Source organism: Lelliottia nimipressuralis, from assembly GCF_004402045.1.
Lineage (GTDB): Bacteria > Pseudomonadota > Gammaproteobacteria > Enterobacterales > Enterobacteriaceae > Enterobacter > Enterobacter chinensis.
The window spans coordinates 296,849-321,989 of the sequence record NZ_SOMG01000011.1 but is presented as its reverse complement, the minus strand read 5'-3'; the positions used below and the strand labels follow the sequence as shown (position 1 = coordinate 321,989).

Annotated in this window: 22 protein-coding genes and 1 tRNA gene; 8 read left to right on the top strand and 15 right to left on the bottom strand. The window is 55.4% G+C overall.

The annotated features are described in order from the left end of the window. Positions 1–9: 9 nt before the first annotated feature. From E3U32_RS04775 to yejF, 3 genes are read left to right on the top strand one after another with little or no spacing between them, the layout of a single operon-like run. A complete protein-coding gene (locus E3U32_RS04775) occupies positions 10–1,104 on the top strand; it encodes a microcin C ABC transporter permease YejB (RefSeq protein ID WP_134347839.1) in 1,095 nt (364 codons plus the stop codon). Further along, on the top strand, positions 1,104–2,129 hold the full coding sequence (locus E3U32_RS04770; RefSeq protein ID WP_134347838.1) for an ABC transporter permease: 1,026 nt from the start codon (positions 1,104–1,106) through the stop codon (positions 2,127–2,129). Before E3U32_RS04775 ends, E3U32_RS04770 begins: the two co-directional genes overlap by 1 nt. 1 nt (position 2,130) lies before the next feature. Next, positions 2,131–3,720: a microcin C ABC transporter ATP-binding protein YejF gene (gene yejF / locus E3U32_RS04765; RefSeq protein ID WP_134347837.1), complete on the top strand. Its 1,590-nt coding sequence runs from the start codon at positions 2,131–2,133 to the stop codon at positions 3,718–3,720. 3 nt (positions 3,721–3,723) lie between these two features. Here yejF and E3U32_RS04760 read toward each other — a convergent pair whose 3' ends face one another. The 3 genes from E3U32_RS04760 to rsuA all read right to left on the bottom strand — a co-directional run bounded on the left by E3U32_RS04760 (position 3,724) and on the right by rsuA (position 6,266). Continuing rightward, a complete protein-coding gene (locus E3U32_RS04760) occupies positions 3,724–4,068 on the bottom strand; it encodes a YejG family protein (protein ID WP_134347836.1) in 345 nt (114 codons plus the stop codon). A 278-nt stretch (positions 4,069–4,346) separates the two neighbouring features. Continuing rightward, positions 4,347–5,543: a Bcr/CflA family multidrug efflux MFS transporter gene (locus E3U32_RS04755; RefSeq protein ID WP_134347835.1), complete on the bottom strand. Its 1,197-nt coding sequence runs from the start codon at positions 5,541–5,543 to the stop codon at positions 4,347–4,349. A 15-nt stretch (positions 5,544–5,558) separates the two neighbouring features. Beyond that, positions 5,559–6,266 (bottom strand): 16S rRNA pseudouridine(516) synthase RsuA, encoded by a 708-nt coding sequence (gene rsuA / locus E3U32_RS04750; protein WP_134347834.1) that lies wholly within the window; start codon positions 6,264–6,266, stop codon positions 5,559–5,561. A gap of 280 nt (positions 6,267–6,546) precedes the next feature. Here rsuA and E3U32_RS04745 point away from each other — a divergent pair, with 280 nt between their 5' ends. Then, positions 6,547–8,307, top strand: coding sequence for a DEAD/DEAH box helicase (locus E3U32_RS04745; protein WP_134347833.1), 1,761 nt, complete (start codon positions 6,547–6,549; stop codon positions 8,305–8,307). A gap of 125 nt (positions 8,308–8,432) precedes the next feature. Then, on the top strand, positions 8,433–8,717 hold the full coding sequence (gene rplY, locus E3U32_RS04740) for a 50S ribosomal protein L25 (RefSeq protein WP_134347832.1): 285 nt from the start codon (positions 8,433–8,435) through the stop codon (positions 8,715–8,717). A 51-nt stretch (positions 8,718–8,768) separates the two neighbouring features. Here the strand turns inward: rplY and yejK are convergent, their stop codons facing one another. Then, the gene (gene yejK, locus E3U32_RS04735) at positions 8,769–9,776 is read right to left on the bottom strand and encodes a nucleoid-associated protein YejK (protein WP_047346586.1); all 1,008 of its coding nucleotides are present in this window, start codon (positions 9,774–9,776) and stop codon (positions 8,769–8,771) included. Between the two features lie 134 nt (positions 9,777–9,910). Here yejK and E3U32_RS04730 point away from each other — a divergent pair, with 134 nt between their 5' ends. The 3 genes from E3U32_RS04730 (at position 9,911) to E3U32_RS04720 (ending at position 12,067) form a co-directional block, all read left to right on the top strand. Further along, on the top strand, positions 9,911–10,138 hold the full coding sequence (locus E3U32_RS04730; protein WP_014884596.1) for a YejL family protein: 228 nt from the start codon (positions 9,911–9,913) through the stop codon (positions 10,136–10,138). A gap of 19 nt (positions 10,139–10,157) precedes the next feature. Next, entirely contained in the window at positions 10,158–11,918 is a 1,761-nt protein-coding gene (yejM, locus tag E3U32_RS04725) for an LPS biosynthesis-modulating metalloenzyme YejM (RefSeq protein WP_134347831.1), read from the top strand. 72 nt (positions 11,919–11,990) lie between these two features. Further along, positions 11,991–12,067, top strand: a tRNA-Pro gene (locus E3U32_RS04720). A gap of 55 nt (positions 12,068–12,122) precedes the next feature. On the opposite strand, the gene E3U32_RS04715 is transcribed toward E3U32_RS04720, so the two are convergent. From E3U32_RS04715 to E3U32_RS04665, 11 genes are read right to left on the bottom strand one after another with little or no spacing between them, the layout of a single operon-like run. Further along, positions 12,123–12,599 carry a hypothetical protein gene (locus E3U32_RS04715; protein WP_134347830.1) on the bottom strand — a complete coding sequence of 159 codons (477 nt, stop codon included), beginning with the start codon at positions 12,597–12,599 and terminating at the stop codon, positions 12,123–12,125. A gap of 1 nt (position 12,600) precedes the next feature. After that, complete coding sequence (locus E3U32_RS04710) at positions 12,601–13,968, bottom strand: VasL domain-containing protein (protein ID WP_134347829.1); 1,368 nt, start codon at positions 13,966–13,968, stop codon at positions 12,601–12,603. A gap of 24 nt (positions 13,969–13,992) precedes the next feature. Then, positions 13,993–14,436, bottom strand: a complete 444-nt coding sequence (gene tssE / locus E3U32_RS04705) for a type VI secretion system baseplate subunit TssE (protein WP_134347828.1) — start codon at positions 14,434–14,436, stop codon at positions 13,993–13,995. A gap of 1 nt (position 14,437) precedes the next feature. Next, positions 14,438–14,974 carry a type VI secretion system lipoprotein TssJ gene (gene tssJ / locus E3U32_RS04700; RefSeq protein ID WP_208527897.1) on the bottom strand — a complete coding sequence of 179 codons (537 nt, stop codon included), beginning with the start codon at positions 14,972–14,974 and terminating at the stop codon, positions 14,438–14,440. Beyond that, a complete protein-coding gene (gene tssG, locus E3U32_RS04695) occupies positions 14,955–16,058 on the bottom strand; it encodes a type VI secretion system baseplate subunit TssG (protein ID WP_134347826.1) in 1,104 nt (367 codons plus the stop codon). The genes tssJ and tssG overlap by 20 nt, the downstream gene beginning before the upstream one ends. Next, positions 16,013–17,776, bottom strand: a complete 1,764-nt coding sequence (gene tssF, locus E3U32_RS04690) for a type VI secretion system baseplate subunit TssF (RefSeq protein ID WP_134347825.1) — start codon at positions 17,774–17,776, stop codon at positions 16,013–16,015. Before tssF ends, tssG begins: the two co-directional genes overlap by 46 nt. A gap of 20 nt (positions 17,777–17,796) precedes the next feature. Next, the gene (gene tssA, locus E3U32_RS04685; protein ID WP_134347824.1) at positions 17,797–19,392 is read right to left on the bottom strand and encodes a type VI secretion system protein TssA; all 1,596 of its coding nucleotides are present in this window, start codon (positions 19,390–19,392) and stop codon (positions 17,797–17,799) included. Beyond that, complete coding sequence (locus E3U32_RS04680; protein ID WP_134347823.1) at positions 19,392–22,805, bottom strand: ImcF-related family protein; 3,414 nt, start codon at positions 22,803–22,805, stop codon at positions 19,392–19,394. The genes tssA and E3U32_RS04680 overlap by 1 nt, the downstream gene beginning before the upstream one ends. Then, positions 22,792–23,952: a hypothetical protein gene (locus E3U32_RS04675; RefSeq protein ID WP_134347822.1), complete on the bottom strand. Its 1,161-nt coding sequence runs from the start codon at positions 23,950–23,952 to the stop codon at positions 22,792–22,794. The genes E3U32_RS04680 and E3U32_RS04675 overlap by 14 nt, the downstream gene beginning before the upstream one ends. Positions 23,953–23,955: 3 nt before the next feature. Then, positions 23,956–24,222 carry a PAAR domain-containing protein gene (locus E3U32_RS04670; protein ID WP_134347821.1) on the bottom strand — a complete coding sequence of 89 codons (267 nt, stop codon included), beginning with the start codon at positions 24,220–24,222 and terminating at the stop codon, positions 23,956–23,958. 30 nt (positions 24,223–24,252) lie between these two features. Next, the gene (locus tag E3U32_RS04665) at positions 24,253–25,047 is read right to left on the bottom strand and encodes a hypothetical protein (RefSeq protein ID WP_134347820.1); all 795 of its coding nucleotides are present in this window, start codon (positions 25,045–25,047) and stop codon (positions 24,253–24,255) included. Positions 25,048–25,141: the final 94 nt, after the last annotated feature.

Genomic DNA, 25,141 nt, shown 5'->3' with positions numbered 1-25,141 from the left:
GGAATCATCATGGGTGCGTATCTTATCCGCCGTCTTCTGCTGGTCATCCCCACCCTGTGGGCGATCATCACAATTAACTTTTTTATCGTGCAAATCGCCCCCGGGGGCCCGGTCGATCAGGCGATTGCCGCCATTGAATTTGGCAACAGCGGCGGGATGCCCGGCGGAGGCGGTGAAGGCATGGGCGCGAGCCATGCGCGAACCGGCGTAGGGAATATCAGCGAAAGCCATTATCGCGGCGGACGCGGGCTGGATCCGGAGGTGATCGCCGAGATCACCCACCGCTACGGCTTTGACAAACCGATTCACGAGCGCTATTTCAAAATGCTCTGGGATTACATCCGCTTTGATTTTGGCGATAGCCTGTTTCGCAGCGCGTCAGTGTTAACGTTGATTAAGCAAAGCCTGCCGGTTTCGATAACGCTGGGGCTGTGGGGAACGCTGATCATCTATCTGGTCTCTATTCCGCTCGGGATCCGCAAAGCGGTTTACAACGGCAGCCGCTTTGACATCTGGAGCAGCACGTTCATCATCATTGGCTATGCCATCCCGGCGTTTCTGTTTGCCGTCCTGCTGATTGTCTTTTTTGCCGGGGGAAGTTATTTCGATCTCTTCCCGCTGCGAGGGTTAGTCTCCGCCGATTTCAGCACCTTACCGTGGTACCAGAAAATCACCGACTATCTCTGGCATATCACGCTGCCGGTTCTGGCCACGGTCATTGGCGGGTTTGCAGCCCTGACCATGCTGACCAAAAATGCCTTTCTCGATGAAATTCGTAAACAGTACGTCGTCACTGCCCGCGCCAAGGGCGTGAGCGAGAAGCAGATCATGTGGAAGCACGTGTTTCGCAACGCCATGCTGCTGGTAATTGCCGGATTTCCTGCCACGTTCATCAGTATGTTTTTTACCGGCTCGCTGCTGATAGAGGTGATGTTCTCGCTCAACGGTCTGGGCCTGCTGGGCTATGAGGCCACCGTGTCGCGTGATTATCCGGTGATGTTTGGCACGCTCTATATTTTCACCCTGATTGGCCTGCTGCTGAATATCATCAGTGATATCAGCTATACGCTGGTCGATCCCCGAATCGATTTTGAGGGTCGCTGATGCCGCGTTTAAGCCCCGTCAACCAGGCCCGCTGGGCCCGTTTTCGCCACAATCGTCGCGGCTACTGGTCGCTGTGGATTTTTGCCGTACTGTTTGTCCTGAGCATGTTTTCGGAGCTGATCGCCAACGACAAACCGTTGCTGGTGCATTTTAATGACCGCTGGTACGTGCCGGTCATCGCCAACTACAGCGAAAGCGATTTTGGCGGCCCGTTTGCAACGCCGGCAGAGTATCAGGATCCGTGGCTCCGCCAGCAGATCGAGCAGCACGGCTGGGCGCTCTGGGCGCCGGTGCGCTTTGGCGCAAACAGCATTAACTTCTCCACCACGACCCCCTTCCCTTCACCGCCCTCCGCGAAAAACTGGCTGGGAACGGATGCCAACGGTGGCGATGTGCTGGCGCGCATTCTGTATGGCACCCGAATTTCAATCCTCTTTGGGCTGATGCTGACGATCTTCTCCAGCGTGATGGGCGTCGTGGCAGGCGCCGTTCAGGGTTACTACGGCGGGAAAATTGACCTGTGGGGTCAGCGGGTTATTGAAGTCTGGTCAGGCATGCCAACGCTGTTTCTGATTATCCTGCTTTCCAGCGTGGTGCAGCCGGGCTTCTGGTGGCTGTTAGGCATCACCGTCCTGTTCGGCTGGATGGCGCTGGTGGGTGTGGTGCGGGCAGAGTTCCTGCGCACCCGCAATTTTGACTATATTCGCGCCGCGCAGGCGCTTGGCGTGAGCGACCGCGGGATCATCTTCCGCCATATGCTGCCAAACGCCGTGGTGGCAACGCTCACCTTCCTGCCGTTTATTCTGTGTAGCTCCATCACCACTCTCACATCACTGGATTTTCTTGGCTTTGGGTTACCGCTGGGCTCCCCGTCGCTCGGCGAACTGCTGCTGCAGGGCAAGAACAACCTTCAGGCGCCGTGGTTAGGTTTCGCCGCCTTTCTCTCTGTGGCCGTGCTGCTTTCGCTGCTGATTTTTATTGGCGAAGCCGTGCGCGATGCCTTCGATCCGAACAAGGCGGTATAAGATGACCCAGCCCCTTCTCAGCATTGATAACCTGTCGATTGCTTTTTCAACGCAGGGCGAGACGCGCACCGTGGTCACCGACTTGTCGCTGCAGATCCAGCGCGGTGAAACGCTGGCCCTGGTGGGAGAGTCGGGCTCAGGCAAGAGCGTTTCGGCACTTTCTATCCTGCGCCTGCTGCCGTCTCCGCCGGTGAGCTACCCGCAAGGGGATATTCTGTTTCACGGCAGTTCGCTGCTGCATGCCGACGAACATACCCTGCGCGGCATTCGCGGCAACAAGATCGCCATGATCTTCCAGGAGCCGATGGTTTCCCTCAACCCTCTGCACAGCCTGGAAAAACAGCTCTATGAAGTACTCTCCCTGCATCGGGGGATGCGCAAAGAGGCGGCGCGGGGAGAAATTCTGGATTGTCTTGAACGGACAGGCATACGCAATGCGGCCAAACGGCTGAATGATTTTCCGCACCAGCTCTCCGGCGGCGAACGCCAGCGCGTGATGATTGCCATGGCCCTGCTCACGCGCCCCGAACTGTTGATTGCCGACGAACCCACAACGGCGCTGGACGTGACGGTACAGGCGCAAATATTGACGCTGCTGCGGGAGCTGCGCGACGAACTGAATATGAGCCTGCTGTTTATCACGCACAACCTGAGCATTGTGAGAAAGCTGGCCGACAGCGTCGCGGTGATGCAAAACGGGCGATGTGTTGAACAGAATAATGCGTCCACGCTGCTGAACGCGCCGCAACATCCGTATACGCAACGCCTGCTCGACAGCGAACCCTCCGGCGATCCGGTTCCTCTCGATGCGAACAGCGCGCCGCTGCTGCGCGTTGAGGATCTGTCCGTCTCGTTCCCGATCCGCAAAGGTATTCTGCGGCGTATTGTCGATCGGAACCCGGTGCTGAAAAACATCCGCTTCTCGCTGCGCCCTGGTGAATCCCTGGGGCTGGTGGGCGAATCCGGTTCGGGCAAAAGCACCACCGGTCTGGCGCTGCTGCGCTTAATTGCCTCACAGGGTGAAATCCTCTTTGACGGCATGCCGCTGCACCGCTGGAACCGGCGTCAGATGCTGCCCGTGCGTCCCCGCATGCAGGTGGTCTTTCAGGATCCCAACTCCTCGCTTAACCCGCGGCTCAGCGTGTTACAGATTGTCGAAGAGGGCCTGCGGGTGCATCAGCCCGCCCTGAGCGCTCAGCAACGCGAGCAGGAGGTCATACGGGTAATGGCCGAAGTGGGCTTAGATCCCGAGACGCGTCACCGCTATCCGGCTGAATTCTCCGGCGGGCAGCGCCAGCGTATCGCGATTGCCCGCGCGCTGATCCTGAAACCGGAGCTGATTATTCTGGATGAACCGACGTCGTCTCTGGACAGAACCGTTCAGGCGCAGATCCTGGCGCTGCTCAAAGGGTTACAGGAAAAACATCGGCTGGCCTATATCTTTATCAGCCATGATTTACAGGTGGTGCGGGCGCTATGCCATCAGGTGATTGTGTTGCGACAGGGAGAGGTGGTCGAGCAGGGTGAGTGCCAGCGCGTGTTTAGCGCACCAACGCAGCGCTACACGCGCCAGCTGTTATCGGCAGACTAGCGCTCAGAACGGGTACTGGCCAGAGAAAGGCTCAGCGATAGCAACGCCAAAATTCTTCAGGCGACAGGTAGCAGCAAACTCGTCCTGGCTTTTCACAAACAGGCACGGCTCACCTTCACACTCCAGCACGGAGCTGTCTACTTCAATATCCGTCAGGGCCTGGCTGAGACGCTCCATCACCGGCCATGCTTCTCCTTCGCTCGGGCTCAGCAGCTTGAGCGCAACCAGACAATTCTCGCCCTCTGCAGCGCTTTGCGGAATCGGTTCAACTTTCGAACCTGCAAAACCCGCCGACCAGCGATAGCTCTGGGGCAAGCGATGGACAATCGAGAGCTGTAATGTATTCACGTTCGTTCCCCGGAAGCAAAATTTACTTCACAATTTATTTACATTTATAGTAACACATCATCGCCAGCCTGCACTATTCAGCGCTTTTTATTCGTGTCCAGGCTCGCGTTGGCGCTATATGTACCCGTTTCTGCGATCTAACTCAACCTTTTTGAATACAATGATGTGACTTTTTACACAAATAGATTTTACATAAAATAAACAAACACGGCATAAACGAACGGGGGTTTGGTTGATATGTATCAACAAAAAAGGCCCTCTCGGGCCTTCTCTGTATTTTAGTGAGCCGCTTTTCGCGGTCGACTGGCGTAAAGATAGAAGAGTATGGAGCTGGTTGCGCAAAAAGCCATCGCCCACAGCATTGGCCATGCCGTTGTAAAGGTGGCCATGGAAAGCAACGCCCCGACGATAGCACCTATGCCAAAGCGGAACGTCCCAGCCAGCGACGATGCGGTGCCCGCCATATGTGGGAACTCATCCAGGATAACCGCCATTCCATTAGATGACACCATCGACACGCAGCCGACAAAGGCCGCCACACCAACGACCAGCGCCCAGAAGCCCACGCCAAGAAACGCGCTCACCACCAGCCAGATAGCCATCACAAACTGGATCCACAGCCCGGCGCGGAACATATTCAGCGCCCCTACCCGCCGGACAAAACGGCTGTTGATGATGGTCATGATAAACAGGAAGACGATGTTGAGCGCAAAGTAATAGCCGAAATGCTGAGGCGAAACGTGGTTCAGTTCGATGTAGACAAACGGCCCGGCGCTCAGGAAGGAGAACATCCCGGCGAAGCTGAACCCGCTCGCCAGCATATAGCTCAGCACGCGTTTGTGGCGGAACAGCGAGGCAAAGTTGCCGATTGTGGTACGGATGTGGAATTTCTGGCGGCGCTCGACGGGAAGCGTTTCATCAATAAAGAAGAAAATCATCGCCGAGGCCAGCAGCGCGGCCAGTGCCAGGATCCAGAAAATCACATGCCAGCTAAACCACACCAGCACCGCACCACCCGCCATCGGAGCCACCAGCGGCGCAATCGTCGTCACCAGCATCACAAACGACATCATGCGCGAGAACTCTTCTTTCGGGTAGATATCGCGCATCAGGGCGTTGATCACCACGCTTGCCGCAGCTGCCGCCAGACCATGCAAGAAGCGCATGATAATCAGCTGATCGATGGTCTGCGACAGCGCACAGGCAACCGCAGCGGCCGCGAAGACCAGCGTCCCACCCAGAATGACGGGCTTGCGTCCAAGGCTGTCCGCCATCGGGCCATAAAACAGCTGGCCGAGGGCAAAGCCGAGAATATAGGTGCTGAGCGTCATTTGCGCGCTGCCCGCCGGAACGCCAAACTGCGCAGAAATGACCGGCAGCGCGGGCAGGTACATATCAATAGACAGCGGCATCAGCATGGCCAGCAGGCCAAGAATGAAGACGATTTTGAACGACGAGTGTGGCCTGGTGGTCACAGAGCTCTCCTGAAATTAGTGCGAAGGCAGACCGACGCTGGCGATCTCTTCTTCCGTTAACGGGCGATATTCGCCAGGTGCCAGGTCGGGATCGAGTTCAATCGCACCAATCCGCTCACGATGCAGGCCCACAACATGGTTTCCCACTGCGGCAAACATACGTTTCACCTGATGATAACGCCCTTCACTGATGGTCAGACGGACTTCGGTCGGAGCGATCACCTCAAGCACAGCGGGTTTGGTGAGATCTTTTTCATTATGCAACTGAACGCCTTTCGCGAATTGCTCTGCCGTGTCATCCGCAACCGGAGATTCCAGCGTGACCAGATACGTTTTCTCGCAGTGATGGCGCGGAGAGGTGATGCGGTGAGACCACTGCCCGTCGTCGGTCATCAGCACCAGACCGGTGGTGTCGATATCGAGTCGGCCTGCGGCATGCAGCTTGTGTGCAACCGGTTCGTCGAGGAAATAGAGCACCGTCGGGTGATCCGGATCGTCCGTTGAGCAGACATAGCCTTCCGGCTTATTGAGCATGAAATAGCGCGGACCATGCTGCTGGGTCAGCGGATTGCCATCATATTCAACCTGATGCTCGGGCTGGAGTTTGAAAGCGGTGTCTCTCACAATGTCGCCATCCACGGTAACGCGGCTGGCGCGAATTTCGCGCCCGGCAATAGCGCGGCTTACGCCGAGTTGCTGAGCGATAAACTTATCAAGTCGCATGAAATCTTTTTAGCCTTAATGGTGCTGGAAGTCGGACAACAGGTCCGAAAAAGAAGCAGTCTGGAACGGTTCAGTATAATGGTCTGGTTGCGCCACTCAAGGGAAAAAGTTTCGTGGCATACTATCTATACCCTAAATAATTCGAGTTGCATGAAGGCGGCAAAGGAGTGAATCCCCGGGAGCTTACATAAGTAAGTGACCGGGGTGAACGAGTGCAGCCAACGCACAGGCAACTTGAAGTATGACGGGTATATGTGCGGAATAACGAAACCGAGACCCTATGACTTTTACACTTCGTCCCTACCAGCAGGAAGCCGTTGACGCTACCCTCGCCTGGTTCCGTAAACATCGCGAACCGGCGGCGATTGTGCTCCCGACCGGTGCAGGCAAAAGCCTGGTCATCGCCGAACTGGCACGCCTGGCCCGTGGTCGCGTGCTGGTGCTGGCGCACGTCAAAGAACTCGTCGCGCAAAACCACGCCAAGTATTGTGCACTTGGACTGGAAGCCGACATTTTCGCCGCCGGGCTCAAGCGCAAAGAGAGCCACGGCAAAGTGGTCTTTGGCAGCGTGCAGTCGGTGGCCCGCAATCTGGACCTGTTTCGCAGCGAATTTTCGCTGCTGATTGTCGACGAGTGTCACCGTATCAGCGATGACGACGACAGCCAGTATCAGCAAATCCTGACGCACCTGAAAGAGGTGAACCCTCACTTACGCCTGTTGGGCCTGACGGCAACCCCGTTTCGTCTGGGTAAAGGCTGGATCTATCGCTACCATTATCACGGCATGGTGCGCGGCGATGACAAAGCCCTGTTTAGCGACTGCATTTATGAACTTCCGCTGCGCTACATGATTAAGCATGGCTATCTGACACCGCCAGAACGGCTGGATATGCCGGTGGTGCAGTACGATTTCAGCCGTTTGCAGGCGCAGAGTAACGGTTTATTCAGCGAAGCGGATCTTAACCAGGAGCTGAAAAAACAAAAGCGTATTACGCCGCATATCATCAGCCAGATTGAGGAGTTCGCCGCGACGCGCAAAGGGGTGATGATCTTTGCCGCCACCGTTGAGCACGCGCGAGAAATCACCGGGTTACTGCCCTCTGGCGACGCGGCGTTAATCACCGGCGAGACGCCCGGCCCGGCGCGCGACAGCCTGATTGACGCCTTTAAAGCCCAGCAGTTCCGCTATCTGGTTAACGTGTCGGTATTGACCACCGGCTTTGACGCGCCGCACGTCGACCTGATCGCCATTTTACGCCCAACCGAATCGGTCAGTCTGTATCAGCAAATTGTTGGCCGCGGCCTGCGTCTGGCTCCGGGAAAAACCGACTGCCTGATTCTGGATTATGCCGGTAACCCGCACGATCTCTATACGCCTGAAGTCGGCGCGCCAAAAGGAAAAAGCGACAACGTGCCCGTGCAGGTCTTTTGCCCGGCCTGCGGGTTTGCCAACACCTTCTGGGGAAAAACCACTGCTAACGGCACGCTGATCGAACACTTTGGCCGCCGCTGTCAGGGCTGGTTTGAAGATGACGAGGGGCATCGCGAGCAGTGCGATTTCCGTTTCCGTTTTAAAAACTGCCCGCAGTGCAACGCCGAAAACGACATTGCCGCCCGTCGCTGCCGGGAATGCGACACGGTGCTGGTTGACCCGGACGATATGCTGAAAGCGGCGCTGAAGCTGAAAGATGCGCTGGTGCTGCGCTGTTCCGGCATGGCGCTGCAGCCTGGTGCGGACGACAAAGGTGAGTGGCTGAAGATCACCTATTACGATGAAGACGGAGCCGACGTTAGCGAGCGGTTTCGCCTGCAGACTCCAGCCCAGCGCACGGCCTTCGAACATCTCTTCATCCACCCTCATACGCGTACGCCCGGGGTGCCTCTGCGCTGGATAACCGTTGCCGACATCGTCCATCAGCAGGTGTTGCTGCGTCATCCTGATTTTGTGGTTGCCCGTAAAAAAGGCCAGTTCTGGCAGGTGCGTGAGAAGGTCTTTGACTATGAAGGCCGCTTCCGCCGGGCGAACGAAATGCGCGGTTAACGGCACTTTTCATTGAAGTGAGGGGCATATGAGTATAAAATGCCGCCCGCTCCACATCCGTGGGGCAGAACACTCGCCTGCTGCTGGGTCGCCTGTAGCAGGGTTATAAATACAGAGAGAAATCAATGTTTACTATCGAAGTAGAAGTACGTAGCGTTCAGGGTAAGGGTGCGAGCCGCCGCCTGCGTAACGCCAACAAGTTCCCAGCTATCATTTATGGTGGCGAAGCTGCTCCAGTTGCAATCGAACTGGACCACGACAAACTGTGGAACCTGCAGACCAAAGAAGGTTTTTACAGCGAAGTTCTGACTCTCGTTGTTGGCGGGAAAGAAGAAAAAGTGAAGGTTCAGGCTGTTCAGCGTCACCCGTTCAAGCCAAAACTGTCTCACATCGACTTCGTTCGCGCGTAATCGCAAACACGTCGAAAAAAACCCCGCTTCTGCGGGGTTTTTTTATGGCTGTTATTTCCCGCCCGAGGTGCGGCGCTGAAGCTGATCGCGCAGGTTCGGCGGCGTACCTTTGATGGTTAGCGTATCGGTGGCCGGATCCCAGAAAATGCGTTCACCCAGCAACATCGCGTCAAAATTGATGGTTAACCCACCACCGCTGCCGGCAAACTTGGTTAACTGACGCAGCGTACTGCGATCCGCCGGGAAGCTCTCTTCAAGCTCATAGCCTTTATCCGCGGTGAATTCCTGGAAGCTGACTTCGCTCACGCCCGCCAGCTCTTTTGACAGCGACTCCAGCTCAATCTCTTCCCCTGCCTGCAGCTGTTCGTTGCAGTAGCTGTAAACCTGCTGGCGTACGTTCTGACGCTCAGATTTATCGAGCTGAGCTTCAGCCGTGAAGTCGTCAACCGCCTGCAGCAGACCTTTGTTCTGCGCTTTGGCGTTAAGACCTTCGCTGGCACCGAGGAAGTCCATGAAGAAATCCGCCACTTTTCGGCCCACGCGTCCCTTCAGGAAAGTCAGGTAGCGGGTCGACTCCGGGTTGGTTTCCCACTCGGTCAAATCAATACGCGCCACAATATCCGCATGATTGATATCCAGATAGTGCGTCGAGCTGATATCCAGCTGCTCGTTCACGCGCATGCTGCTTAAGTTATTCAGCACGGTCACCAGCAGATACTCCACCGCCAGATAGCGGTAATGGCAGAACAGCACGATCCCGCCGTCGGCGAAGGGATATTTCGCCAGCTCGTCGCGCAGACGCCCGGTAGCGGCGCGGCTAAACGCCAGGAAATCCTCTTCGCCCTGACGCTGCAGGCGCAGGCTATCTGCCAGTTCACTCTCTTCGCTGAACAGGCCATAGGCTTTATTTTTGGCGCTGTAGACGCGATGCAGCTCTGCCATCATCTCCACAACGGTCGCCGTGGGTTCCAGTAACGAATCGCGCAGCACCACTTCAAGGGTTTGCTCATCGCGCTTGATAAGCTGGTGCAAGGCAATCTGGTTGATTTCCAGACTCATGATAAACTCTCCTTTTAGACCGGGCGGTATTCAACCACCACCAGGACATGTGTGCAACAACAGATAAAAAAGGGGAAAAAAAGCTGTTGCTACGGTAATATGTTGCCCTTTCATCAACAAACTGATTTTGATTTATGCCACAACATTCCCGCTACAGTGATGAACACGTTGAACAACTGCTCAGTGAGCTGGTCAACGTACTGGAAAAACATAAAACGCCGACCGATCTCTCCCTGATGGTTTTGGGAAATATGGTCACCAACCTTATTAACACCAGCGTTGCTCCGGCTCAGCGTCAGGCGATCGCAAAATCTTTCGCCCAGGCTTTACAGTCATCCGTCAGCAACGACCAGGCCCATTAAGGGATACGAACAACAGTTTATGGTGACGAATCGTCAGCGCTACCGTGAAAAAGTCTCCCAGATGGTCAGCTGGGGGCACTGGTTTGCCCTGTTCAACATTCTGTTGGCGACGGTCATTGGCTGTCGTTATCTGTTTGTCGCAGACTGGCCAACAACGCTAACCGGGCGTATCTACTCCTGGATGAGCGTTGTGGGTCACTTTAGCTTTTTGGTTTTCGCCACCTATCTGCTGATCCTGTTCCCTTTGACGTTTATCGTCATGTCGCAGCGTCTGATGCGGTTCTTGTCCGCCATCCTTGCGACGGTGGGGATGACGCTGCTGCTTATCGACAGCGAAGTGTTCACCCGCTTCCACCTGCATCTCAACCCCATCGTCTGGGAACTGGTGATTAACCCCGACCAAAATGAAACGGCCCGTGACTGGCAGCTGATGTTTATCAGCGTCCCGGTGATCCTGTTGATTGAGATGCTGTTTGCCACCTGGAGCTGGCAAAAACTTCGCAGCCTGACCCGGCGACGCCATTACGCGAAGCCTGTCGCCACGCTCTTTTTTGTCTCCTTTATCAGTTCGCACATCATGTATATCTGGGCGGATGCGAACTTCTATCGCCCTATTACCATGCAGCGCGCTAACCTGCCGCTCTCGTATCCTATGACAGCCCGTCGCTTCCTCGAGAAACACGGCCTGCTTGATGCGCAGGAGTACCAGCGCCGCCTGGTCGAACAGGGTAATCCGGAAGCCGTCAGCGTTCAGTATCCCCTGAGCGACCTACGCTATCGCGATATGGGTCGCGGGCAAAACGTCCTGCTGATCACCGTCGACGGCCTGAACTATTCCCGTTACGAGAAGCAGATGCCTGCGCTGGCCGATTTCGCGAGTAAAAACGTCACGTTTACTCAGCATATGAGCTCCGGTAACTCAACCGATGCGGGCATCTTTGGCCTCTTCTATGGCATTTCAGCCGGCTACATGGACGGCGTACTCTCTACCCGCACACCTGCGGCGCTGATTACCGGATTGAATCAGCAAGGTTACCAGCTAGGGTTGTTCTCATCAGATGGCTTTAACAGCCCGCTCTACCGTCAGGCGCTGCTGTCAGATTTCTCGCTGCCGCCAGCGCAAAATCAGTCCGATGCACAGACCGCTAGCCAATGGATAAACTGGCTGCAGCGCTACGCCCAGGAAGATAACCGCTGGTTCTCATGGGTTGCTTTTAACGGCACAACCCTTGCCAACAGTAATAAGAATGACTTTGCGCGACGCTACGGCCGCGCGGCTGGCGATGTCGATGCGCAGATAGGCCGCGTACTCGACGCGCTACGCGAGTCAGGCAAGCTGGACAACACCGTGGTGATCGTCACCGCAGGCCATGGCGTACCGTTGGGCAACGAGACGAAGAGTATGAGCTGGTCGCGCCCGAACCTGCAGGTTCCGCTGGTGATCCACTGGCCTGGCACCCCGGCTCAGCGCATCAATATGCTTACCGAGCATAAAGATGTCATGACCACCCTGATGCAACGCCTGCTGCACGTCAGCACGCCAGCAAATGAGTATTCGCAGGGACAGGATCTCTTCAGCGCCGCGCGCCGCCATAACTGGGTCACGGCTGCCGGGAGTAACACGCTGGTGGTGACCACGCCGAAGCTGACGCTGGTGCTGAACAGCAACGGGAATTACCAGACGTATAATCTGCAGGGTGAACGGTTGAAAGACCAGAAACCGCAGCTGAGCCTGCTGCTGCAGGTCCTGACGGATGAGAAGCGCTTCATCGCTAACTGATTAATTATAAACCAGTTAGCGACAGATTCCCTTGCATTCAAAACGGAATCGAGTAGTATTCTTTCTATGCGTCGGCACGTAGCGCAGCCTGGTAGCGCACCGTCATGGGGTGTCGGGGGTCGGAGGTTCAAATCCTCTCGTGCCGACCAAAAACACATTGAAAACCAGCCTCTTATGGCTGGTTTTTTTATGTCTTGCGTTTGCTTACGCAAGTTTATCAATAGCCCGAAAAAAAAGCTCCTCGGTCATCATCACATTGTCCTGTGCACTTTGATATTCTGTTCGTATGAACCAGCCCTTTTCTGGTGCAAGGCTCAGTTGGAAAACCTGTATATCCGCCGTCTCAACGCGTATAACCACGCAACCGATCTCCCTGCCCCGACAAAGTTGTTCAGGAATAATACTCACGCTGCGCTCACCGTTTTGCAGGCATATCGTAGTGATATCGTAGCGGCATATGCCGTTTCCGAGGCTATAGCCGATCGTGCTGAGATCGTGAATATGCCTTATCCCCAATGTCACCGTAATAGAGGTGCCGGCAAACCACTCGCTGACCTGCTGCGCCAAATCGTCCATCCGCCAGCGAAACGCCTGGATATCGGCCTCCACGGACGTTTTACCACAGGATGCGCTGGCCAAACCTGGCTGTACTTTTTTCAAAAAACGCTCTTTGGCTGACACGTTAATTCCCTGTGTTTACGTTGTGCTGGGTAGATGTTGACGGCATATCGTCATTCGATTGTTTCAGCAAGGCAAAACGCGCAATGAGCTGTTGCAGGTGCTGTTCCGTCTGGCTTCGCTGTGCTGAAAACCCGGTAATATTTTTTTGCTGCTCAGAGAGCTGCCTTAGGCGTTCCTCAACCGGAACAGTGCGGTTGAAGGATTGCATCATCGTAAACACGGCTGATTTCAGTTCACTCACCGTGATGTACTTTCCCTTCTGCTCATCCAGAGAATTGAGTCGGTTTGCCAGTTGCTGTAGCTGCTCCATTCCCTGATGCCAGCCACTGAGGTTATCGACTGGGAAAGCAGCTGTATTAAGCTGACGCCGCCACTGGCTCTCAAGCGGTTTTGCCTGTTCGGGCCACAGTGTTAGTGCCTGTTGAACAAGGTTATCGCCATAGCTTACGGCCCAGTCCGGCTTTAGCTGCGCAAGACGTTCCAGCTGCTGCTGCGTTTGTTTTATTCCCGGCTCGGGTGGCAGCGATTTTTGCCGCAGCACTGTCTGCTGCTCAGTTGAAAGCGCTACAGGTAACGGCGAAAGCGTTGCGGCAAGCCTCGCCTCAGTGGGATCTGGCCGGAAGAATGTCGTCCATCCCCATCCCCCCGCTCCCGCCACGACCAGCATAGTCAGCATCCCGGCGGCAAACGGCTTCCAGTTCCCGTAAGATGCCGCTTTTTTCGTTTGCGCGACGGGTTGTAGCTCAGGTTCCGCCACATAAATCCATCGACTGCTCTCTGTGGGTTCCGTGAGACTGACTCCCGCAGGGATAGCCATTTCACCGGACTGACTGACGCCCGCATGATTACTGTCTTCGAGCCTTACCGCCGCTTGATGAACCTGATTAAGCAGGGGATCAAGCTGGCTGGCATGTTTTAACTCCAGGCGCTGCAATACCTCTTCGAGAGCGATCAGATACGTTTCCGCCTGGTATAACTGGCTGAGGTCGGCATACGTCAGCATCAGGGTACGCATCGTCTGCTGAAGACGTTTACTCAGCATACTGAGAATTTCGATACGCGCATGGACTGGCTGCGGCCAAAGGTTGCCCCACTGTCGGCTAACCAGGGCTTCAAGTATCGCCAGCCCTTCGTTCAGGCCGTACAGTCCGGCCAGATGCATGCGGGCAAGCGTGTACCAGGCGGCAGTCTGCAGCTCCACGCCGTTTTGCTCAAACAGCGACAGACAGCGTTTTTCCACATACGGCCAGTTAACGTCCGGACGCGCCGGGTGGGTCAGTTTATTCATTTCTTCGCGAAGTGCCGCGTAATCCGCAAGCGTGCGCGGGTCGCCACCGGTTTTAAAGTAGCATTCTGTGAGTGTCGTCATGAGAGTTTCAGCCAGAGAAAAAAACTAAATCGTGGAGCGGGAATCAAGGTACTGCTGTTGTTTCAAATGGCGGATGAGCACTTTGCCTTCAGGCATAAACTCGGTACCATAGCGTACAAGTCCGATGCCCTTCAGTTCCGCGTCAATGGCATAGCGCAGCTCGCCTGGCTGCGTCTGCTCCAGCATCACTACGGTGATCTTATTCAGACGGGGTTCATATTTCAGCAGCACCTTCGACAACGTGTTGATGAGCTGGTGCGCGGAGCCAGGCATCCCCTGCAGGATTTTTGTCATCTCCGGCAGGCCGTAGTCCGGAAGATGCGTCAGCGTACCAGCGCGGCAGTTAAGAATGCGCTGCATGTTGTCCAGTACAGACAGGATAAGCTGGTTCTCCTCGCTGACGTCGTGCAGGTCGAGTCCGCCAGCGAAATTGCCGAACAGAGTTTCATACAGGGAAGGACGAGGCATCTCAATTATCCTTCAGTGGCTGTAACGTCAGGCGGTTATTGCTGGCTTCGATAATGCGCGGCTTGTCAGGGTCAAGAACGTCACGGGTAAGCACGATACGCCAGGTATCGTTAGTCTGATCCGGCGACATAAACATCCCTGCCACCGCCACAAACTGTGCCTTCTCATCCATTGGCATATCCAGAGCCACCGATTCGCCCGGACGCAGGCGAATATCTTTCTCCACCAGCAGATCGGCTTTGAGGGCCTGGCTGTCGTCAGCAAACAGCGACGGGTAATCCGTGCTGTCGAATGCCTTACGGTCCTTAAGCTGGTAGATGCGCACGACCGTCGCCAGCGACGCGCCTTTCGCGTTGTTATTCATCCCTGAGCGAGCCTGAATATCCAGATGCAGGATTTTTACCTGCTTGTAAAAAATGGATTTTGTTACTGAAATCGTCCCGTCTTTGACGGTTTGTGTCAGGCCACAGCCGCTCAAGGCCGTTGCGAGTGTTAATGCCAGCAACGTCATTGCGGTGTTACCAGCGGTAATCGCCATCTTCATTGGTCTCCCTGCGGTAAATATTTTCCTGTACCCGCTCATAGCGGCCAAGATTAATGGTTATTGTTTTGGGGCATGTTGTGGTGTTCGCCTGATTCAGCGGACGCATGACGGCAGTGCGCCCCAGTTGCACGGTATCAGCCCTGGGCCTGGTACTTACCGTCGCATCAGGCAAAAGACGTCGGTCCACGAGCAGTTGCAGACGGACATCAAGGCGTGAGCCAAGATAAACATGCAGCAGCGCCAATAGATCCGTATGAAGTTCCCCACCCGGCAACCAGCCCTGTACTTCCACAGGGTCGGTGGTGGTAAGCCTCATCAGCACCTGACTGTTCACATCAATGGCATAGTTGCCCATCACGGGACGATTTGTCAGGGCGACTGGCTGGTGGATACTCATGGTTAGCGGTTTTTGCAGCGGTACCCGGCGTTTATCGTGATGCCAGATTCGAGCCTGCGTATTCGGTGCCAGCAGGCGTACCAGCGAGGCGAGGCCTTCTGCAGTGCGTCCAGGCAACAGCATCACCGGCAGCAGCGCCAGAAAGCGAGAAGCTGGTGCCGCGATACTGTCTGTGCAACCGTCAATCCCGAGCCCTACCAGCCCCAGCAGGTATTGCGAGGTTTTATCCTTACCGCTTTCCTCGAAGGTCGCCGGGTATGAGTATTTACGCCAGATACGATAGTACTGAGAAATCAGCCGGTGGTTGAAGATATCTAAAAAGGCGGCTGTTGCTTCATACCCTTCCCGGCGCTGGGTGATGTCATCGGTATAGTGTGTTGGCAGTGGTGACTCAACGCCGTATAGTCCCATAAAAGTGATACGGACCACTGGTGGCAGGTCTGAATGCTCCGGACGTTCCACCCCTCTGACTTCGGAGGCCGGGAAGCCCATACCCGGATGCGGCCGGAAGCACACCGGTTCATGACGCACTTGCCAGGTACTCCCCACCACGGGTTTATCCGGCTGACTCTGCTCCAGCAACTGGCAAAAGCGGTAAAAGTTGATGTACGGCAGCCGGTCGCCAAGTTGCGCTATCAACCGGGCAGGCGCGGACTGTGATTCTCTTTCCACCGTATACATTTTCCTTCTGGCTGAATGATGAGGGTGAGTTGGTTAAACTGGTTCATATCTGCATAAAGGGCGAAGAAGCGGTTGAGCATCTCGCCAAACAGATGAATGTCCCCTTCACCAGTAAAACCGTTGCTGTCGAGTGCGACTTCAATATCCAGCCCCCGCATCAGGTAGCCCTGCTCAAACCGTTGCAGTCGGTGGTGTTCAACATGCTGAATCGCCTCCAGACGGCGGGTGTTCATTTCATCTTCCTGCCAGTTGTACAGCGCCAGGGTGCCGCGCAGCACTTCGGCGGTGCTCATCATGTTCAGGAATCCGGAGCCCAGATGGCTCAATACCCGCCAGTGGAAACGGTCTTCGGCTGGCGGATAGACTGGAAGAGTCGGTTTGCAGAGGTTGCGTACCGAAAGCGGTGTACTGACCACCTGTTCACAGCGGTCAAGCAGCGTGCTCTGCAGCGCACGGCGAGGTAACTGACCGTTAGTGCCGGTGATTTGCAGTGACACGGCTTCACGTTCAAACAGACAATCATTTTCCCACTGATGTCCTCCCAGTATTAACCAGGTGTCATACAACCCGGTCACACTGCGCTTCACGCGGGTATGGTAGTAACGCGGTGGTGCCTGGCGGCGCATCATCCCGCCTTTATGGCGGAAGGAGCTGAACGGGACATACTCCGCGTCACTGGTGCGGCTGGAGCCGGTAACCGAATCCACCGCATAAATTTCGGTATGTCCGTCCTGCAGCCGTTTGGGACGCAGCAGGTACTCACTTTCAAGACCCGTAATGGTGAGCGGGTCAGCTTCCAGGGTGAACAGGTTAATCACCGGGACACAATGAAGACGAAGCGCATCATCAGCGACCGGCAGCTCTGATGGCCAGGGTGAACTGAACACGACTTCAATGTCGAAGTACTCCACCCCAACTGGCAGGGTTACCCCTTCAAGACCGTTGAAGTGGACAAACATAAACTTGTCGCGGAAGGTGAAGTACTCCAGCAGCAGCTGGTAGCCGCTGAAGGCGGTATCCCCTTTCGGCCAGAGTCCGTCTTCCTCCGCAAATCCTCCCGGCGAGAAATATCCGTCAAGGCGAATACGGTCGGTCTGCCCGGGCAGGCGTATATAGAGTGCCGCCTGCCGTTTAGTCAGCATTAAATGCAGATGACTGCTGACGGGCGCGTCAGCCCCGAGATAAAGGCTCAGGTGACTGAGGTCAGCATGGGACCAGTCCGCCTGGGTGCTGCAGGCAAAGCGCATCCGCAGCAGCGAACGCCCGTCAGGCTCAGTGGTCATGGTCACCCCTGAAATGCTCATAGGATTGAGCATCACATCGCGGGTGGTGCGATAGCGGCAGATCGTGTTTTTAGGCCCTACCGGGCGAGAGTATACCTCAAGCCCTGCTGGCATCACTTCCGCCATCTTCACGGCCTGAAGCGCGGGCGTAAACGCCACAACCGAGAGTGACGGTATGGTACGTAGGTAGTGTGGCCAGAGCATACTGACCAGCCCTTCGGTCAGTTCCGGTAGATCGTCATCTATCTTTTCACGCAGCCGCCCCACCGAGAAGGCAAAGCCTTCAAACAGGCGTTCGACATACGGATCGGGTGTTCCGGCTTTATCAAGGTCGAGCATCGCTGCGCGATCGGGATGGGTCTGCGCGAACTCTTTCGCGGCTTCATGCAGGTAGCGCATTTCTGCGTCAAAATAGCGCAGGGTTAAGTCTTCCATTTATTCATTTTCCAGTGGAACTAACCGCAAAGGACAACTGCACGGGCAGGATCGACCGCAATCAATCCAGCGAGTAGCTGGTCCATCAACGGAGTCAGTCGAAACTTATCAGCCTCACTGCGACTGGCTTTCAGTCGGAGGAGTTTCAGGTGGCGGGCGCGCACTTCAAACAGCAGCTCAGGCTCCCAGTCACTGAGGGTGATTTCACTGGCTTGCTCACTCAACTCAGCAAACAGATGGGCCGCCAGCTCATTTTTCCCGTACTGCTCAGCAATACGCCCCATTAGCAGGCGCAACAGCCACTTCTGACGATCGGTGGCTATGCCCGGGCGAGTCTGTAGCCATCCCAGCGCTGCCTCCGGCCCTTCATTATCAGCCAATGTCACCGCTTCCGGTTCAAGCGCCAGAATGTCATCGTTTCCACTGGACACCTGCGCGGAAGGAGTGTCATTACCCCACCCACCCGCCGTGTCCAGCACGCTCTGCTGGATCCAGTTCAGGGTCACTTCATCCGCAAACGGCGTACCGTCGCTGAATGCCAGCGTTTCGAGGCCAGAAAGGCGTGTCAGCAGCCCTTTCAGGTCAGCAGCGACAATACCGGCCAGTGTTTCCTGGCCGGTTTTGGTCAACGCCTGATGGATATACCACTGCAAATCCAGCCACAGGTGATTGGCACCGCGGGAAAACGTGCTGTCGGCGGTTTCCAGCATTTCAGCCCAGTTCTGCTGAAGGTACAGGCGCTTAAGTAACGCCCGCTGATCCGCCCTTGGCGGCTCAATGCGTGTACGCCCCTGCGCATCCGGGGCCGGGATGGCCAGCAAGGTGTCATGGCGCAGGCTTTTCATCAGATGGTGCGCTGACAGCCAGCCATCCGGCTGTTCGCGCAGGTATTCGGTGAGCGTACGGGCCTGCGCCAGCAAATCCTGACCGGAAGTGATCCGCCCGATAGCCGGGGCATCGCCGTGACCGGCAGAGAAAGGGGGTTCGCTGGTACTGGCGTTCTGCGGTACCACCGCATCCACGCCCCCCGCTTTCTGTAGACGATTTTCCAGCGCACCGTACAGGGCGTTAAGTTCCGGACGGGTTTCATCCGGCTCGTTTTCGGTAAGCTGCGCTATCAACAGCAGCGCACCGGTGGTACGTATGGCCTCTTCCCTGACCACTTCCGGGTACAGGGAAAGTGAATCCGTCAGACGTGACCCCGCCAGCCATTCCAGCGCCGCCTTACGGCTGCGGTCACGCTGCGGGTGCAACTGTGGTCCAAAGCGCTCCAGCAACCCGGCCAGCAGTTCAAGCCCTTCAGCCAGCCCTTGCTCACCTTCGCGGTGCAGCTTCGCCCAGCAGTAGTACGTCGCGACGCGAATGTCTTTCGCTGTGGTGGTCAGCAGCTTCTCCGCCAGCCGGCAGATGAGTTCGGTATCGGCGCCGGAGAGTTTATTGACCTCTTCGCGCATCTGCTGGAAGTCATCGTCATAGCCGGGCTCTTCGCCAGCGGGCGATGAACCGGACAGCGGCTGCAGCCAGTTGTCCCACTGCGCCACGCGCTCACGGGTTGCCGCAAGCAGAGGTTCCTGCTCTGTCTGGCAGGCGCTGAGTAAGGCATTGAGCGTGCTCATCAGTATACGTCCTCTATATCATTGCCTGCACTGGCAACCTGGTCTGGTGATGTTGCACCGGAGGTGCTGAAGATGGTTTCCGGCAGACGGAAATTACGCAGTTTCAGCAGCGCCAGTGGCCCCTCGCCCGCCTCGGTACGCAGGGTGTAATTGAGCGTGCGTCCGTCCTGTGCTTTCCAGCTCAGACTGTAACTGCTGTCAACACCCGGATAAGCCCTGACCACAGCTTTATCGAGCAGACGGATCCAACCCCAGGCGCCAGGGAAATCGGCGTACTGACGGGTTCCTGCCTGCGTACTTATCCAGCTCAGGTTCGCACCGGGTGCTTCGGTATCTGCAGGCCAGGCAAAGCGCTTCCATGACGGCAACTGGTTCACATAAATCAGCTTCTGCCTGTCGATAACCATGTCCGTCTGCATCACGCCATCAGCAGTGCCCGGACGCAGTTCGAAGCTCATCCCGGCATAGCCTTCGGTGAAAGCCACATCCGAGATATGGTTCAGGGTATTGATGGCACTGAGGAACGCCGGGTTAAAGACCAGCCCCTGTGAGTTGATGCTGTCCGGTACCCAGCGGTTCCCTTCTTTATGCAGCACGCCCCTGAGGCGGATCTGCAGGAACTGCGCGATACGCCCGGAATCCGCGTTGAGATATTTAGCCAGCAGCGGAAGCGAGACATCACTGCCGGAGTTGTTAAATGGATAACGGCTACCAAATGCAGAGTTCCATTCGCTGACCACCGCCTGTTGCCACTGGACATTGAGACTCTCAGCCGCCGGGATCAGCACCTGCTGCCAGGCCTGCTCCATCGGACTCACAAACACTGTCCGTCCAAAGCCGCTCCACTCCTGGCCCAGACCGGCGGCAATCAGGCTGCCGTAGTCGCGTGTTTCAGTCAGGTCCACGGCTTTGCCCTGGAATACGGTCTGGGCAATGGTCTGAGTCATTGCCTGCGGGTCGGCAGCATTGGTCACCTGCTGAAGACGCAGACGCACTTGTGTCACGCGGGTCAGGAACGACTGCAAACTTTGTTCCTGAGCACCCGAGCGGCTCTTGTCCATCAGCGCCAGCACCGGACCAAAGGTCGCATCCAGCGGGCCATGAACACCGACACTCTGATCAATTGCATCCTTACTGTCACCACCGAGCAGATTTTTGGCGGATTTCACCAGTGAGTCTGAAATAGCCTCGCCGGTCTGCCCGGTACGCCCCTGCACGTTCAGGGTATTCATCAGCGCCACCAGAGGTGACTGACGCACGTCGGCCATCAGGGTCAACTGGTCAATGGAGTCGGACAGCGTGGTCGCCTGGTTCCAGCGCAGGCTGTTGAGGAACTCCAGCCAGGCGCCGCCAAAATCGGCAAAATAACGTTCCGTCAGGCGATTTTTAAGCGCTTCAGGAGAGATGTCATCCTGCTTACTGACCGGACGTTTGCTGTCAGTCAGCACCCAGTCGAGCTCGTCCCGGCGCGCCTTCACCACTTTCTCAATGGCGGGCTGCACGGCCTGCTCCCAGGCCTGACGGGTAAACATACCCGGCACGATTTCCGTGGTGCTGAACAGACGGGATGCATCGGTATCCCCGGTCATGTCTTCGAGGCGCATATCAACATAGAGGTGCGCTACCTGGGAGAGCATCTTCTGATACAGGGACGATTCGCTGTTGCGTACGCCCATCAGGCGAACCAGCAGCGACCGCGCCTGGCTGACCATGCTCTCATCGGCACGGAGCTTCCAGTCCGGATGCGTGACCAGTTGAGAGCCAAAGAACGACAGCAGCGACGGAGCCATGCCCTGCCAGACACCGTCTTTCACACCGTCACGCTTCAGCCAGTCCTGAAGCAGTGCCGCGCTGAACCAGGCCGCATCCATATGCTCAGGACGCGCCAGCATCAGATAAAGCTTCAGCTGGTCATAGGTCGTTTTTGCCCTCTGCTCGCGCAGCGGGCTATCCGGCGGTAGCGCATTAAAGGCATTAAGCCGGATCTGCAGGTGAACAGCGGCGGCATCACGCAGCAGCGGCAAGGCGCTGTCCCGGTAGCGTGGCCAGAGCGCCGCCAGCAGCGCATTGTTCTGGCTCAGCCCGGCCTGCCCGTACCACGGCACGCCGTGCTCTGAACGGTACTGCAGGCGGGCAAGGTTTTTTTGCAGTTCAGACAGTGCGTGCAGGCGCTGCTCCAGGGGCTGATTCTGTCGGGCGGCAAGTGCAGCCTGGACATTCGCACCGTCAATCTGGCTGCGGTTGGTGACATACGCAATGCTCATCCAGGCGGCCCAGGCGACCATCGCCAGGGCTGCAACTGACGCAAATACGTTACGCCATGGAACGCCCGGCTTGCGCGGGCGCAGCCCGGCAGGGAGCGTCCGGACGGAGTCAGGCAGAACATCCCAGCGCTTATCCATGCCCCAGTGGTGCGACACAGAACGTTCAGCACCACCGGAAGGCTGACTGAACACCACGCCGGCCAGAGGCAGCGGGCGGTACGGATTGAGCATCACCGACAGCGGTGCGGTCACGCTCTCCGGTTCGCGAATGAGCTGGTCGGCAAGCGTCAGTAAGAAGTTATGTGTCACCTCGCCGCAGGTCTGCTGCAAACCCTGCGAGGTCAAATCTGGCGTCAGGACAGAGAGTTGTTCTGCCAGCCCTTCGGTACGACAACCAGCAGATAACAGGCAGCCGGTCGCCTGCGTAATGCGCCCTTCCGGCTTACCGGCGCGCGGATGCAGGGACCAGACATACAGCGGGAGCTTCCAGCCAAGCGTTTCCATACGTGCGCTGATGGCGTGAGACAGGGAATCCATGGTGCTTTCAGACGGTACCGGCAACGGCTGTTCCAGCCCTGGTGCTGAGAGCTGGTCAAACGCTGAAGTGACCCACACCAGCCCATCTACCGGGCGACGGCGCAGTTTACGCAGCGCTGTCAGCCAGGCTCTGTCTGCTGGGGTATTGAGGTCACCGCCCCACAGCAACAATGTGCCGCGGTCTTCCTGCCAGAGCTGGGCTGTAAGACCAGGGGTCAGCAGTTCTACCTCAGAGACGGTGCCAGTGATCAGCAGGATGCGTGTTTTACGGGCCCAGCGACGACCGTAGAGGTTACGCATGGCGTCACGGATTGTATCAACGGTGACATTGCGTGGTGGAGTCCGGGTAACCCTTGATTCATCAGAAGGCAAAGCATTGTTCTTTTGTTCCCGCCAGCGATGATATCTTTCCTTCATAAACCGGAACATGAACGGCGTATAGAAAACAATCAGCAGGACTATCCATACGGCAACGAATGCAAGCACTTGCATCGGTCGGGTATCAAGGCCATGCGAGGGGCCGAAATGAAGGATCAAGGCCACAATAATCGCTGAGATGCAGGCTATTATGCCGGCAAGCCCTCCTCTGCTCCATGTACTACCCGGCATCATTATTTTCACTCCCTGAGGTAACAGTACTGACAAAACGATCAGCATCTGAGGTAAACAACCCTAAAACAGGTTTGTTGCTGACGGACACGATGTCGGCCAGTAATGTGGCCAGAAGCCACGCACTCCCGGCCCCTGGAATTCCGTTATATTTTTCCAGTACATCAATTTCCTGGGGCACCCACGGTGTCAGATGTGATTGAGACGCAGTCATTAGATCAGCAAACCCGTCATTCCAGTGCCCGTAATCACAGAACACGTTTGACGTCTGACAGGCGATCGTTTGTGTTTCGAGGAACAACCCCATATCAGGCCTGAAATTTGTCATGTCCAGCGGCATCGGTCGCAATATGCGGGCGGAGTGTGAAAGCTGGTATTTTTCAGCAACATCATCGCTGGTAAGTACCATCGCTGCGAGTGCATCGGAATACTGTTTAGCCCCCTGATTCTGCAATATCAGGATCAAATCAATATCGAAAACGGGATTTTTAAGTCGCTCTTCGATCCAGGCAAAAGAAAGGGCTTCACAACATGAAACCGAACCTGTCAGCGCACGACCTGGATAAATTTTTCCCCATGTTTTGCGAAACCGGGTCTCGAAGTCAGACGAAAACATGTCGCTCACAATGGTAACGTTGAACGGCACTGTCGCAGGCAACATCGCGATCGCGTTTTGTACACCGGCCAGACCCAGTTCGAGCAAGGAGATGGACGTCGTCGATTTCGCATCAAAATGGCTGGTCAGTGAAAGCAATTGCGGCGCATCTGCAGCATCTGATTTAGCAATGGCCTCAGAGGTCACTCCGGAAGGTAGCAGTATGCTGCTTCCAAGCACAGCCAGATAGCGTCCAGCCCAGGCTTCCCACTGTTGCTGTCCGTATTCCGCTTCCTTCTGCAAAAACTGATGTTCATTGACTGTTCTGCCCCACCGCCATCCCCGCAAACAAAACATGAAAAACCAGCCAAGAACCGGGCTGGATGCCAGCCACCAGATATTGAATACAGCAAGTGCCTTAACCATGCCTGACGCATGCAGGATAAACAGCAAAATACCCACAACCGCGGCTACACCTCCTGCCAACAGCCATCCCGTAAAAGATGGCTCAGGAGGCAACTCCATAGTTGTTGCTTTCGTCCTTTCCCAGCCCATTGATTATCCTATTGTGCTGTTCTGAGCACTTGAAATTACAGTACAACCGCACTGACATTTGCAGCCATCGACGACAACAGCCCGCCCGTTAAATGTCCGGTGCGGTGATCCTTCCACGATAGGATTTGTTCCATGCCCATCAACCGGACAACTCACCATATCACCAACTAACGCAGTTTTTTTCCCGTCGACAGTAATATTGGAAGAGGCGGAGATCACTTTTCCGCCATGAGAAGTTTTGTCACCAAGTAAAACTAAGCCTTTTGTCATATTTAATTCTCAACTAATAAAAACACACAATTAATTAATTTTCATTTCATCAAGCTTTTTAAAGTCAGGTTTTATTTCTCGCGATGACACCTTTTCACCATTGGGGTATACAAAAGTGAATGCCACTCCTTTTTTCTTTTCATAAGGGAATATCATCTCAACTTTCTTATTTTCTTCGATTGTTGGATGGTAATTAACCCACGCATCATTATCTTTTATAATCATACGAACATCAAAAAATGAATTATCCTCCCCAAACAAGTTCAGCTTATCTGATTTTGTAGAGTTCTTTTGAGCGCTCCACCTTTCTAATACGGGGTAATATTTAGGGGAGTAATTGAATTTATTTCCACTTATGATTTCAAACTGTCCATTTCTAGAAGCATCAGTATCAAATGCAACTGTTGCACCTACAGCGGGGCCTGGGATAAGATCCTTTCCAATATGAGTCGCATCTATATATTCAATACCTACATTTACTGCACTTAAAGTCCATTTGCATGAACCGCCACCAGTCATAGCCACTTTTGCTTTCCAGATATCCCCGCTACCTTGCTGCATGGGGACCCCAATAACGTTATAGCTGGGTTCTGTAACAACTGAGCCATCAAATCCACTGATTCTCTTTTTCATGCATTTATACGAGATGTATCTGACCTCAAGCGGAAACGGTTTCGTATACTGAGATGGATTTTTCACTTCAAAATTGACCCATTTTGTATCCGCCGGTGGAGATAACGTCTTGTTAACGGCCTGGCTAATACTGCATCCTGCCGAGGAAAACAACACCAGGGAAAGCAGAATAAATTTTGTTTGATTAGACATTTTTCATTACCTCTGCTCTATATTAAACCAATCATAAAAACGCGTTACAGCCCTTAATTATAACAATTAATTAGCCTGATACGTTTAGCAAAAA